The organism is Puniceicoccales bacterium, from assembly GCA_031255005.1.
GTDB lineage: Bacteria > Verrucomicrobiota > Verrucomicrobiia > Opitutales > LL51 > JAIRTH01.
The window spans coordinates 1-13317 of record JAIRTH010000031.1 but is presented as its reverse complement, the minus strand read 5'-3'; the positions used below and the strand labels follow the sequence as shown (position 1 = coordinate 13317).

Below are 13317 nucleotides of genomic sequence, written 5' to 3'. Positions count from 1 at the left end.
AGTCAATGTATTTGATCGAAGTTTGTAAAGAATTTTTTTTAAAAAATAATGAAAAATATAGAAAACCGGAAAAATTACCCCATGGAAATGTATTAATGATGGGTTTTTTTAAACTGATGTATGGTGGAAGTAATCTCAAAATAGCGAAGAAAATCAACGCCAAATCTGTCTATGGAAAGATTTAGCTGCCAAACTTCCACACCTTTTTTCATGGAATTCCTCATGGTTTCAAATATTTCTGCATTGTATTTGCTCGGTGGCGGTGGAGCAAATTTTGGCGCATCAAACACAAAACAAGTCAATAAAATGGCTCGATTATTTTCATCCAGACTGTTGCTTAATTCATTAACATGTTTGATGAATCGATCCAATGTCATTGCACCGTGATTGGGCAGCTCTTCGTCGGTTTCTATGAATAGATGGATGAGCGGCATTTTAACCTCAATATAGGTATTGCCTACGCGAAAATCCAACCTGGAAGAACCTAGAATTTGTTCTCTGAGAATAATTTCATCAGTCGGGATCAGGCTGTCAAGCAGGCCAGCTTTTAGGAAATGCTCCACGTATTTATTGACAGCGATCTGATTGATGCCGATCCAGGTTTTGGCTGGACTATCAATGGCATCCAAGGAAAATGCTTCCACCGTATGGCTGGTTTTTCGCTGACTGTTGGTGGATTTTGAAAGCAGGCATGGCACATTATTAAAGGCAATTCTTCCTACCTTTCCTGTGGTAGGGCAGTGGCATTTTTCCATTTTACCATCTATCTCTACGTCCATCAGGAAGCGATTTGGCCTAGATTTTATGATTCCTTCCATCAATGGCGTATGAAATTTAAATTTGGAAGAATTCACTAACTTCTTTAAACAAATAGACATATCGCGGGGCACATAGTAAATCAATAAAAATTATTTTGTAAATTGTAATTCCACACCAAAGAATTTCATTTACCTGTTTTTTCGATTTGACCATACTGAAACAGCCGGGATCATAAAAAGATATCATTGGTTTGCATGCTATGAGAATAGCTGGAACAATAAAAATAACCGAAGTAGACAGAGCATCGGCTGTGAAAATTTTTGGCTTATAAAATAACCTGAGCATGATAAGGTGGAGGTGGCGGGAGTCGAACCCGCGTCCTGCAAAATTTCAAAGGATGTATCTACGCATATAGTCGATGATTGGATTCATGGGCGCAAATCCGTCGACAAATTTACGCCAACTAGCACACAGTTTAATTACATTGGAACCCTGAGTGCTCAATTCCAATGTTTCTCGCTGTTCACACACCGAATCGGATCTAGCGAGAATCAAACCGGTCGATGTGCTGCAATTAGGCAGCAAGGGCGACAACTTCGTCACCGAAGTTAGCCGCTATGACATTATTTTTATCTTTGCCATTTATATCTTTTGATGGATTTTTACGGAGCCAACCATCATCTCCGATACGCAACATCAATCTACGTTTCCCAGTCGAAACCAGACACCCCCGACAAAAAACAGGTACCTTGTTAGGTATCTGCGAATTAGATGTCATAATTCAAAGAACTAAACATCATCAATTGAAGTGGTGCGGGCAGACGGAATCGAACCGACGACACCAACTTGGAAGGCTGAAGTTTTACCGCTAAACTATGCCCGCAGCAACTTGAACCATATTTTTGTTTGCCATGCTTTGGTCAAGATTTTTCTTTTATTATAATCCGAGCTTTTTTATTGTATAATGGATTCTGTCGCCGATGATTGGCTGCCAATTTCTTACGCTAAATAGGTCTCTTTTTTCTGCCAAATTTTTTGTAGATTTCCTGTATTCAATGATGCTTGTTTTATCAGTACCGAGTTTTTTTATATCCTGCATAACTCTTGGGGTCAATTTTTTTGGCAGGCCATACCATGTCCATTCTATATCCCAGGCAACTACCTGGTCATTGGCATTTATTTTTTTTCCCAACAGCTTGTCGTATTTTTCGGCAAAATATGGTATTTTATTTGAAAATGTTCTGGTGGTAAGAGCCGTTGGTTCTTTTTCTATGATCGATGCAATGTTATCTCCGTTGTTCAGCGCCTTCAGTATCGCAATGGGATCTATGCCAATGAGATTTAGTCCATTCCATTGGCCATGAAAATTTTTATCATTGGCTTCATAGGTTTCATCATACCAGCTTTGGAAGCTATTTTGATCTCCCAGTTGAAGGCCAACTTCGAAGTGTAAATGAGCTAAATCCTTGGCTATTTTAAAGACATTTGATGTCCTACCCATAACTCCTAGGATTTGTCCGCATCTTATGCTGCTTCCTTCCTTGATGCTGTCGTTGATCTCACTCAGATGGGCATAAAGCGAATAAATTTTGATATCCAAATAAATATGTTCCACCACCACATATTTCCCATAGCTGCTCTTGTAGGATTCGCTATTCACATAGGCTACGATGCCATCCTGAATGCATAACACCTGATCCATGGGCTCGTTTAGGCCATTGCGTTTAAATGACTTTAGGTCCATGCCTTGGTGGTATTTAGTATTGTTTTCCCTGACAAAACCAAAACCTCCGGATCCAGGTATTCCAGATTCGGTGGCCTGTAGGTATTTTTCTGGAGAATCCAGATAGTCTAAAAAGGAAGTGTCAGTGGGCCAGGATAGGCCGGCTATGAATACCGTCGTGGCATTCGCCTGCTTCGGCGGTTCAGCGCTTATGGGATTGGATTTTGCCAAAGTTGAAGAAAAAATTCCAGTGTCCAGCTCAGTGACTATGGATTTTTTTTGTGAATTTACATTTTCGTCAAACAAATCCACTGATTCGATATTTCTTGGCTGCGGCCCTTGGATGGCTGGTCGATAATGGGTGGCAGTGCTGCATGAAGTTGTCAGTGTACTGGCCAAGATCAGCGCAATTTTAAGTGATTTAAATATTTTCAGAATCATGTTCATCTTTGTTGATATAACCAGAATCCTGTCTCTGGTGGTTTATTTTATTTTTTTTACAATAAATGTTATAGATATCATCGGAGTTTAGCCCTAGGACTTGGGCCATGGCTATCAAAAAGTGGAATAGATCTATTATTTCCACCCTGGCATTTTGTTCATTGAATACTTGATATTTAGCCCACCATTTCCACGGCACTGAATCAACAAGTTCTGAAAGTTCCTGTTGCATAGCCCTTGAATAATTCAAAATCCATTCTATTTTTCCATTTTCATCTAAATTTTCACTATCAATGCCAATTCGTCCGGTGAGGGCTGTTTGCATCTCAAACATATGATCCAATTTATCCATTTGTTACTAAAGAATGAATTTACATCTGATTTTGCAAATAAAAATGATGATCTTGGCTTATGAAAATTTCATCATTGGATCCTTCCGAGGTATTTGCATTCATCGGTGCTGATTTTAACGATATCTCCTTCTTTTATAAATAATGGAACCTGTACCACGAGACCGCTTTCCAATGTGGCGGGTTTTTGGGCACTGGAAACTGAATCGCCACGCAATCCTTCGGGAGAATTGCTCACCTTTATTTCCACCGAGGCAGGCAATTGTATTTGAACCGCTTTATCATCCACAAATAATACGTCATATTCCTGGCCTTCGACTAGGAATTTTTTTTGATCTTCGACGGTGGCTTTGGAAAGGATGGTATATTCATAGGTTTCTGGATTTAAAAAATGAAATCCTTCCTGATCCACATAGGAAAATTCTAAAGTTTGGGTGGAAACATGACAAAATTCAACATTATCTGTGGATCGAAATTTTGCGGTTGTTGATGCACTTGTGTGCAAATTCCTCATGGTTACCTGGACAAAGCCAGCTTGGCGACCCTGGGTTCTATGTAACATTTCTAAAATGAGATGCGGTACATTCTGATACAATAGTACACGACCTTTTCTTATATCTGTTGGCGAAGCCATGGTTAAATAAATACTTATAGTTATTCAAAATCAAGCAGAAACTGCATGTATAATATTTCTTGATTATCGTTGCAAAATTAATTTCACATTTAAATTTGCTGACCAATCTCGGAATGAATGACATAAAATCGATACGCAATTTTTGCATAATTGCCCATGTGGACCACGGAAAAACTACTCTGTCGGATCGTTTATTGGAACGCACCCATACGGTCCAAAAGCGAGAGATGCAGGATCAATTACTTGATTCCATGGATCTGGAACGAGAACGTGGTATCACCATAAAATGCCACCCAGTGACCATGAAGTATATGGATGCCAACAATAACGAGTACATGTTCAATTTGATAGACACTCCAGGTCATGTGGATTTTTCCTATGAAGTATCCAGGAGTTTGGCTGCCTGTGAAGGAGCATTGCTTTTGATCGATGTGAGCCAGGGCATCGAGGCCCAAACCGTGGCGAACGCTAATTTGGCCATGGACCAGGGATTGACCATAATTCCAGTTTTGAATAAGATTGATTTACCAAGCGCTCAACCGGAATATGTCATCGCACAACTCGAAGATATTTTAGCCATTCCAAAGGAGGAAGTTATTTTTGCCAGTGCCAAAGCTGGCATCGGTATAGATGAAATTTTGAGTAGTATTGTGGGCCGCATTCCTCAGCCAAAGGGATCGGAATATCCAAAGACCAGAGGACTTGTTTTTGATTCCATGTTCGATTCCTATCGGGGTGTCATTTGTTACTTGCGAGTATTTTCTGGAGAAATTTCCGAGGGTAACGAAATATTGTTAATGGGCAAAACTCAACAGGCTCAGGTCAAAGAAGTGGGAATTTTTTCACCAAAAATGCTTCGGACCGGAAGACTGGTGGCCGGTCAGGTGGGCTATATAGTGACCAGTATAAAATTGGTGACAGATGTGAAAACCGGTGATACTATTACCCTTAGCAAGGATCCGGCCGATGAAATGTTGCCTGGTTATAAGGAAGTGAGGCCCATGGTGTTCAGTGGCATATATCCCATAGATACTTCGGACTATGAAAAGCTTAAATCGGCCATGGCAAAACTACAATTAAATGATTCGGCTTTGATATATCAATTAGAAAATTCGGTGGCCCTTGGCTTTGGTTTTCGCTGTGGATTTCTAGGCCTTCTTCATATGGAAATTGTCCAAGAAAGGATTCGGCGTGAGTATGATTTGGATGTGATTTCCACCTATCCAAGTGTGGTTTACAAGGTGATGCGAACCGATGACATGATGATTGAAGTGGATAATCCATTGCATTTACCAGATCCATCGGCCATAGATTATATCCAGGAGCCTTTGATAATGGCTACCATTCACATACCAAATGAATCCGTAGGCGATATGTTGGCTTTGATAACCGAAAAGCGTGGTTCATGCCAAAGAACAGATACCGTTGATACTGGCAAGTTAATTTTGCTATGCGAATTGCCGTTGAGCGAGATATTGGTGGACTTTAATGATAGGCTTAAAAGCATTACAAAAGGTTATGGATCAATGGATTATGAACTTGGTGACTATGTGACAGCCGATTTGGTGAGGCTGGACATTCTAGTTGCCGGTGATCCAGTCGATGCATTCTCTTCCATAGTTCATCGATCCAAGGCTGTGTCCCGGGGTCGTGAAATATGTGAAAAGTTGAAACAAATACTTCCGCGGCAGTTATTTAGCATTGCAATTCAGGCGGCCATAGGTGGCACAATAATTGCCCGAGAGACGCTCAGTGCCATGAGAAAGGATGTGACGGCCAAGTGCTATGGCGGTGATATTTCAAGGAAACGAAAGCTATTGGATAAACAAAAAGAGGGAAAGAAGCGCATGAAGCAAATCGGTAAGATTTCAATACCGCAAGACGCTTTTGTCAAAATACTTAAATCCTAGATGTTTGGAACGATACATGTGTTAGATTTTGAGGGGAATCGGGAGTTTGGTGTGGTTGAATTTGGTGTCGTAACATTGACAAATATGAGGATATCTAGTTGCGTTGAAATTGGATGCAGGTCCAAAAGTGAAACTTTTATATCCAGAGGCTTTCGGCAGCACTCCAGATTAAATAATGACTTTGATGGTAGAAGTGAATTTGGTGAGCATGTATCAAAATTTGTTTCTTTACGTCGATCTGGAATCTTTTGTGCCCATTCATCACAAACCGAAAAATTATTGCTACGAAGCTATTTACCGACGCCTGGTATGGTTTCAAAATTCTATGCCGATGGCTTGACCAGCTCCTGGGGGCCTTGGATTGATACGAAGCTACTCTATCGTAGATGCTTCATGAACATGGATGACTATTCATTAATGGCATTGATCGATGACATGGGTTTGCGTCAATCCCTGGACGAAATTTCTGCCAAGTATTGCCTAGTCCATAAGTGTAAGCCACATAATGCTTTATATGATGCTTTGGCGGCTGCATTGCTGTTGACTAACTTCATAAAAGTTTCCAAAATTACATCATTGGTTGACCTGGTCAAAATTTGTATGTGATTTGAGCCATGAATAATTCTCCAAAAAATTTTATTCCGGTGCCCTTCGATTATCATCAGGAACTGGATTTGACCATCGATAATATCACCAACCTGGGCATGGGTGTTGGGCGAGTGGATGGCTGGGTGGTGATGGTTCCTGGAGTAATTATTGGAGAAAAAGTTAAGGTGAAAATTTTTAGAAACCATAAAAACTATTCCGAGGCCGATTTGATTCATGTTATAACTTCGGTCGGTGAGCGTGTTTCGCCTAGATGTGCGCTATTTGGTTGGTGCGGTGGCTGTCAGTATCAGCATATGAATTACGAGACTCAATTGGAGTTAAAGACCAAGCACGTCAATGAGTTATTCAAAAAATTGGCCGCTGTGGAGGTGGTGGTGAATGCTGCGATTCCATCGCCAAAAATATACAATTATAGATCAAAAATAACGCCACACTTCGAAAGGCCAAGGGATGGAAAATGCCATCTGGGATTTCTGCGACAGAGCAGTGGGCATAGCATAGTCGACTTGGATGCCTGTGCCATTGCCACCGAAGGAATTAATGCTGCCATTGGCCCGATGAAAGCAGCGATTTTGGCAAAGAAGCACAAAAAAGGCGGAACTCTTTTGCTGCGAGAGGTGGCCGGAATGGTGACCTCAGATAATAATGAGATTGTCATGGAACAGGTTGATGGCAAGAGGTTTTATTTCAAAGCCGGTGAATTTTTTCAGAATAATTCGTATATTTTGCCAGAATTTGTTGAGTTTATACTGACAAAGGCTGCCAGCGGTGAGGTGAAGAATCTCCTTGATGTATACTGTGGCGTTGGGTTGTTTAGCATTTGCGGGAGTGCCAAATTTGAAAAAATTGTCGGTATAGAAATAAACCAAGAGGCGATAAAATTGGCCAGAAAAAATGCGGAGGAGAATGAAGTCACAAATCTGGACTTTATCATCGGCGATGCAGAGAAAATTTTCGAAAATATCGATTTTCTTGGCAAAGACTCTTCGGTGATTTTGGATCCGCCACGTCGAGGCTGTGATCGTGGTTTTATTAGTCAGTTGGCTGCCTTTAGGCCTAAAAATATAGTCTACGTTTCCTGTGCTCCAGATAGCCAGGCTCGTGATGTTCATCTGCTTCTGCAGGAAGGATATGTGATTGTGGAAGTTCAGCCATTTGATCTGTTTCCACAGACAAGACATATCGAAAATGTAGTTTTACTTAGATTAGCCTGAGATTTGGGTGTTCCAAGTGATTGGATATTGACTGGTTAGGTTTCGTTGTTATTGATATAAGTCCATGGTGGAGTTGACTTTTACAGGTCGCGTCGCGGTGGTTACCGGCGCGAGTAGAGGAATAGGCGAGGGCGTTGCCAGGGCATTGGCTCGGGATGGTGCCCATGTCGTCTGTGTAAGTCGCTCTAAAGAAAGCTGTTCAAGGGTTTCAGATGAAATCATTGCTTCCGGTGGATCAGCCGAAGCCATGGCGGTGGATGTTTCAAATTCCACAGAGGTGGAAAAGGCTTGTTCTGCCCTATTGGAAAGACATCCGGCAGTGGATGTGCTTGTGAACAATGCCGGAATAATTAAGGATGCCATTCTTCTGCGCATGGCCTATGAAGATTGGGATGAAGTGATTAGGACCAATTTGAGTAGTTGTTTTTTTTGGCTGAAAAATTTACTGAGATCTATGACCCAAAGACGCTGGGGAAGAATAGTTAATATGTCATCGGTGGTGGGTAAGATCGGTAATTTTGGCCAGGCGAACTATGCCGCGGCCAAAGCTGGCATAATCGGTTTGACAAAGTCTGCCGCAAAGGAAGTTGCGTCTCGAGGAATATGTGTAAATGCAATAGCTCCAGGATTTATAAACACAGACATGACGGCTAAATTAGACCAAAAGGCCATTGATGATCTGTCAAAATTTATTCCGATGAAACGTCTGGGTTCGGTGGAAGATGTGGTGCCACTGGTGATATTTTTATGTTCCGAGGCAGCGAAATATATCACTGGCCAGGTCTTTACCGTTGACGGGGGAATGACCATGTGATTTCAGCACTAGTTTGGCCTGGCCTTGTCGTGTATATTCGTGTATATAATTGATGGATGTTGATGGGGCTTAAGTAGTTATGAGATCTGAGAATAAAAAGAATTGGTTGTTATATTTCTCTTTTGCCTATATTATAATAGCCATTGTTGCCTGCTTTAGTGTTCCGTATTTTTTGAAATACACCTATTTTACGCAGGATTTAGATCTTGGGGCTGTTGCGCCCTGTGCAGATCATCCATTTGGCACAGATGTGCTTGGTCGTGATATGCTTAGTAGAATTTTATATGGCGGTAGGATTTCGCTTGTAATCGGCAGTTGTGTTACGCTATGTGCCATGACTTTTGGTACTTTTTATGGCATTATTTCTGGCTATTGCGGTGGCATTATTGATCTTATACTGATGCGGTTTGTGGACATATTGTATCCGATTCCATTGATTCTGTTAGTGATATTGTTCATGGTGTTTTTTGGCAAAGATTGTTTTGTTCTATTTATGGCCATGTCTTTTGTTGAATGGTTGACTCCGGCGAGGATTATGCGAGCCGAGGTGATGATTTTGAGAGAAAAGGGTTTTGTGATAGCTGCCAGATGTTTTAACCAGAGCAGGATTGGGGTGATACGGAGACATATCCTTCCAAATCTGATAGGAGTAATAGGTGCCTATTCGGCCCTGATGTTACCAAGCGTTATACTGATGGAATCTTTTCTTAGTTTCATTGGCGTGGGCGTCCAGGCTCCAAGGAGTTCGATAGGGTTGCTCATATCCGATGGTGTCCGCTACATGGATTCCTATCCTTGGTTATTGATAATTCCATGTATGCTGTTTATATTGATGTTGTTATCACTCAATATCATAGCGGATGCTATTAATACCAAGAACTATAGATCATCCATCTAAGGAAGTGGAGAAGTTTTATTGTCATTAACATCGATCTGGAATTTTTTTGAAACAATTGAAATTGGTTTTTCCACGATTACCGTGACCGAAATATTAATTTTGGAAAAATTATTTATTTCCCAATGATTTTTGTTTCATTTTTATGTCAATGTAATTGACACAGGCGCTGCTATAAGTTGTTTCAAAGTTGTAGATGTCTGAAATTTTATCAGAGTAATAGTTGAAAAGGTTGTTGACAGTCGGTTAGAGAGATATAGATTGCGGCGAGTTTTAATTGATGGGGCTGGTAGCTCAACGGTAGAGCAGTGGCCTTTTAAGCCATTGGTTCTGGGTTCGAATCCCAGTCGGCCCACCAATTGATCGAAGGTTCGTTATGCCGGCTTAGCTCAGTTGGTAGAGCACCCGCCTTGTAAGCGGACGGTCGTCAGTTCGAATCTGACAGTCGGCTCCAGTATATTTGCCGGGATAGCTCAGCTGGTAGAGCAACGCATTCGTAATGCGTGGGTCGTGAGTTCGAATCTCATTCCCGGCTCCAGCTACCTTGATCATAATGATCTTAGCTATGGGTCATATGTTAGACGAATTGACATTAAAGATTTGTAATAACCATGTTAGTAGATGCCATAAAATCACTGTTCAATCCCCGGGTGGCCATGAAGGAAACCGAGGCCAAATGTATTGGGTTTGCCGGCGAAATTGCTGCGAAAAAGTATCTAAAAAAAATCGGCTACAAAATATTAAAAACCAACTGGAGCTACAAAAATTACGAAATCGATATCATCGGACTGGATGGAGAAATTTTGGTCTTTGTCGAAGTAAGAACAAGAAGCTCCGATGCGTTGGTGAACGGTTACGATTCCATCACAAGGAAGAAGCGAGAATCCCTAAAAATTGCCTTCAATGCCTATCTGGCAAAGATTGGTTATGTAAAACATCATAGATTCGATGTGGTGGATGTTTCCATGGATAAAATTGACAACACTCTAGAGCTAAGGCATTTCGAAAATATTCCGCTTTGGCAGTCCCAGGGCTATTATTGAAATTCCATAAATTCATTGCTAGCCCAAATTAATTTCTTAGAATGTTAGCCGAGTTGAAACGAGAGGCCTAGGGATGACAAGTATAAAAAATCCGCAAATTATCACAAGCACAGACCAGCCTAGAACAGACGAAATAAGGAATGAAAATAATATCGCACAGATCAATGCAAATGAGTTTCATTATCTGAAATTCAAAAAAGCTATTTGGTCAGCATTAAATGTTACTCCAATGCCAATGAATGATGGTATGATATTTAACACATCGACCACGGATATTAATAATATAAAAAAAATAAATTCCATATCGGACAAAAAAATCATTGCCGAGGTATTGATAGGTCAAATTGCTGAGCTAGATAAACTTAGAGCCAAAGGTGAAAGAAGCCTATCGTCTCATAGACAACCTGGCGATGATGTTTGTTTAAATGTATTGTCTGATCTGGTGAATGTGGCCATACTGAGTTTCAAAGATGCAAATCCGGTTTTTAGAAATGACGATTTAAAAAATTTGATGGCTGTATTTTGCCAAAATAAATTCAATTTACTTACCGCTGTATGTGATAATTCCAATGCAAGAAAAGAGATATTTAATGCCATAAAAAATGGTATGAATAGGACTGATTCAAAAAAGCTTTCAAAATCTAAAAAAGAGAATTTGGAAAATGTTATGGCATCCACACTACAATCTATGTCCGGCATGGGGCAATCTGAATATAAAAATGTTACAATTTTTGGCCGAGAGGAAAAATCTGAAAGCCTGAAATTTTTTTGTTATATTGTGGCCACAGCCAGTACCTTTTTGGCTGCCGCTGGTACCACCATTCGTCCAGGTATGGGGACTGTGATAGGAATGGCAATAGGAACCGTGGGAGGAATTGTACTTGGAGCTATCCTTATCCGTTGGCTTTGATCATGTATCTTAAATGGTGCCATGTGGATAGATGGAAATAAAAGTAATGAATATCCCATCTTCGGCGTTCAGTGAACATACCCTTGGGTAGCAGCAAATCCATGGCTGAGGCCTCATAAATTCATTGTTAATTTAATATAATTTTTTAAAATTATTTTTCAAATGGATAACAGAATATCGAATTCATTAGCGACTACCAGCACAAGTATGCCTGATCAGCCTAAAGTTGATGAGGTAAAAAATGGAAATAACATTAATCTAGTCGATACAAATGAGTTTTATCATCAGAGATTCAAAGATGATATGGGCAGTAACAGCGAATCTACTAAACAGCTAATTCAAAATACTAAACCAATAGATTCACCTAATACATCTATTAAAATATTGGGTAAAGAAACAGCTATGCAGACTATGCAAAAAAAAAATGACTTTTGCAAAACTAGTAATGTAATAAACGTTGATAAAATTGACATAAATCTTTCTTCAAACAAAGTAGCCATAGCAGATTTGTTAATTAAGGAAATTGCTGCAGCCGATGAAGTTGAAGCCAATGGCAAAAATGGAATAATGTCTCATAGAAAACCTGGTGACCTTACTTGTTTAAAGGTATTGTCCAATCTGGTAGATGTAGCCATGTTAAATTCGAAAAATGCATCTACGATCTTTAAAGAAGATGATTTGAAAAAATTGATATCTATATTCTGTCCATACAAACTAGACTTACTTGATAAAAAATTGGATGATGAAAAAAAAAAGATACTTAAGGTCATAAAGGAAGGGATTATGAATGTCGATTCGGAAAAATTTTCGAAATCCAAGAAAAAGAGCTTAGAAAATGTCATGGCATCCACATTACAATCTATATCAGGTAAAGGTAGGCTTGGTTACAAAAATGCTACAATTTTTGGCAGAAAAAAAATATTGCAGACCATTGGCAAAGTTTTAAAAGGAGTTGCTAGTTTTGTTTCTATTGCCAGCATGATTACTTCAATTGTATTTACCGGTGGAGCAATGCTTGGTCTTTTTTCTGCAGTTCCTTTTGCAATAAAATCTGCTATTAGTACTAGCACGTTTGCTGCTGAATTAGTATCTAGTTATGCCAGTGATCAAGTAAATTTGAACATGAATGCTAATGGTTCAATGAAAATGCGAGCAAGAATATTTGTCTCTATATCCACTGTTGTTTGTTTTTTTGCAAAAGATTACGTTGATATTGTCAAGTCAGCTGTAGATTTTTTCTGCAAAAAAAATGATAATGATAAACTTAATGAAACTTCTACGAAACAGAAAGATCTTCCTATTAAGAAAAATTTTATAGATAAGATCCATTCTTTTTTGGATGATAGGGTCAATAACCTTCGTTTAGCTGCTACGATAGATACATGTATGCAGAATCTTATTGCTGGTTTTTCTTCTAAGCAAGAGGTGATAAGTTTTGATATAAATTTTGGTAAAGCTTTATTAGATATTACGAAAAATAATGAACAGACTGAAATTGTTAATAATATGGTTTCAATATTTTCTAAAATATTAGAGAAAGTGCCAGAAGATCAATTAGGTACCTATCTAGGCCATATAAAGTACATTGTTGAAATATCTATAGGTTTTATCCATAAAAATAATAATGACTCACCTATTCCGGAGGGATCTCCATCGGCGACACTCTTAAAAATAAATGAAATTTTAGCAGGATTAGATAGTGAAGATTGTAAAGCAGATAATTTTAAATCTTTAAAGAATAGCATTCAAACTGCATTTAAAAATTATACTAATACTTCAAAAATGAATTAATTTTACTAGTATGTGATGTGTGAGTATATTAAAATACTTCAGCCAAGATATTTAACAAACATGTTTACTAGGTAATAATAAATCCACGGCTTAGGGCTCATAAATTCATTGTCAATTTGATATAATTTTTTAAAATTACTAGCCGAAGGGATAATAAAATGTCAAATCCATTAGTAATTACCGGCTTAGGATGTACACAAGATATTACATCTGGTCAGACAGTT

At 39.2% G+C, this 13317-nt stretch carries 12 protein-coding genes, 4 tRNA genes and 1 other RNA gene; 11 read left to right on the top strand and 6 right to left on the bottom strand.

Annotation, left to right across the window (positions count from 1 at the left end; all coding sequences use genetic code 11):
* Window positions 1-92: 92 nt before the first annotated feature.
* The 6 genes from LBH49_03405 to efp form a co-directional block, all read right to left on the bottom strand.
* Window positions 93-878 (bottom strand): DNA/RNA nuclease SfsA, encoded by a 786-nt coding sequence (locus tag LBH49_03405; GenBank protein MDR0351661.1) that lies wholly within the window; start codon window positions 876-878, stop codon window positions 93-95.
* Between the two features lie 230 nt (window positions 879-1108).
* Window positions 1109-1491, bottom strand: a transfer-messenger RNA (tmRNA) gene (gene ssrA / locus LBH49_03400).
* A 77-nt stretch (window positions 1492-1568) separates the two neighbouring features.
* Window positions 1569-1642, bottom strand: a tRNA-Gly gene (locus LBH49_03395).
* Between the two features lie 54 nt (window positions 1643-1696).
* Entirely contained in the window at window positions 1697-2923 is a 1227-nt protein-coding gene (locus LBH49_03390; protein MDR0351660.1) for a M23 family metallopeptidase, read from the bottom strand.
* Window positions 2904-3275 carry a dUTPase gene (locus tag LBH49_03385; protein ID MDR0351659.1) on the bottom strand — a complete coding sequence of 124 codons (372 nt, stop codon included), beginning with the start codon at window positions 3273-3275 and terminating at the stop codon, window positions 2904-2906. Before LBH49_03385 ends, LBH49_03390 begins: the two co-directional genes overlap by 20 nt.
* 71 nt (window positions 3276-3346) lie before the next feature.
* Window positions 3347-3907, bottom strand: a complete 561-nt coding sequence (gene efp / locus LBH49_03380) for an elongation factor P (protein ID MDR0351658.1) — start codon at window positions 3905-3907, stop codon at window positions 3347-3349.
* Between the two features lie 113 nt (window positions 3908-4020).
* Between efp and lepA the strand changes: the two genes are divergently transcribed.
* The 11 genes from lepA (at window position 4021) to LBH49_03325 (ending at window position 13093) form a co-directional block, all read left to right on the top strand.
* Window positions 4021-5817, top strand: coding sequence for a translation elongation factor 4 (gene lepA, locus LBH49_03375; protein ID MDR0351657.1), 1797 nt, complete (start codon window positions 4021-4023; stop codon window positions 5815-5817).
* Entirely contained in the window at window positions 5818-6423 is a 606-nt protein-coding gene (locus tag LBH49_03370; protein MDR0351656.1) for a hypothetical protein, read from the top strand.
* Window positions 6424-6431: 8 nt separating this feature from the next.
* Complete coding sequence (locus tag LBH49_03365) at window positions 6432-7640, top strand: class I SAM-dependent RNA methyltransferase (protein MDR0351655.1); 1209 nt, start codon at window positions 6432-6434, stop codon at window positions 7638-7640.
* Window positions 7641-7704: 64 nt separating this feature from the next.
* A complete protein-coding gene (gene fabG / locus LBH49_03360; protein MDR0351654.1) occupies window positions 7705-8454 on the top strand; it encodes a 3-oxoacyl-[acyl-carrier-protein] reductase in 750 nt (249 codons plus the stop codon).
* A gap of 79 nt (window positions 8455-8533) precedes the next feature.
* A complete protein-coding gene (locus tag LBH49_03355; GenBank protein ID MDR0351653.1) occupies window positions 8534-9352 on the top strand; it encodes an ABC transporter permease in 819 nt (272 codons plus the stop codon).
* Between the two features lie 280 nt (window positions 9353-9632).
* Window positions 9633-9707: transfer RNA gene (locus LBH49_03350), tRNA-Lys, on the top strand.
* A gap of 20 nt (window positions 9708-9727) precedes the next feature.
* Window positions 9728-9803, top strand: a tRNA-Thr gene (locus LBH49_03345).
* A gap of 8 nt (window positions 9804-9811) precedes the next feature.
* A tRNA-Thr gene (locus LBH49_03340) sits at window positions 9812-9887 on the top strand.
* Between the two features lie 73 nt (window positions 9888-9960).
* The gene (locus LBH49_03335; GenBank protein MDR0351652.1) at window positions 9961-10392 is read left to right on the top strand and encodes a YraN family protein; all 432 of its coding nucleotides are present in this window, start codon (window positions 9961-9963) and stop codon (window positions 10390-10392) included.
* A 73-nt stretch (window positions 10393-10465) separates the two neighbouring features.
* On the top strand, window positions 10466-11302 hold the full coding sequence (locus LBH49_03330) for a hypothetical protein (protein ID MDR0351651.1): 837 nt from the start codon (window positions 10466-10468) through the stop codon (window positions 11300-11302).
* 162 nt (window positions 11303-11464) lie between these two features.
* Window positions 11465-13093, top strand: a complete 1629-nt coding sequence (locus LBH49_03325; GenBank protein ID MDR0351650.1) for a hypothetical protein — start codon at window positions 11465-11467, stop codon at window positions 13091-13093.
* Window positions 13094-13317: the final 224 nt, after the last annotated feature.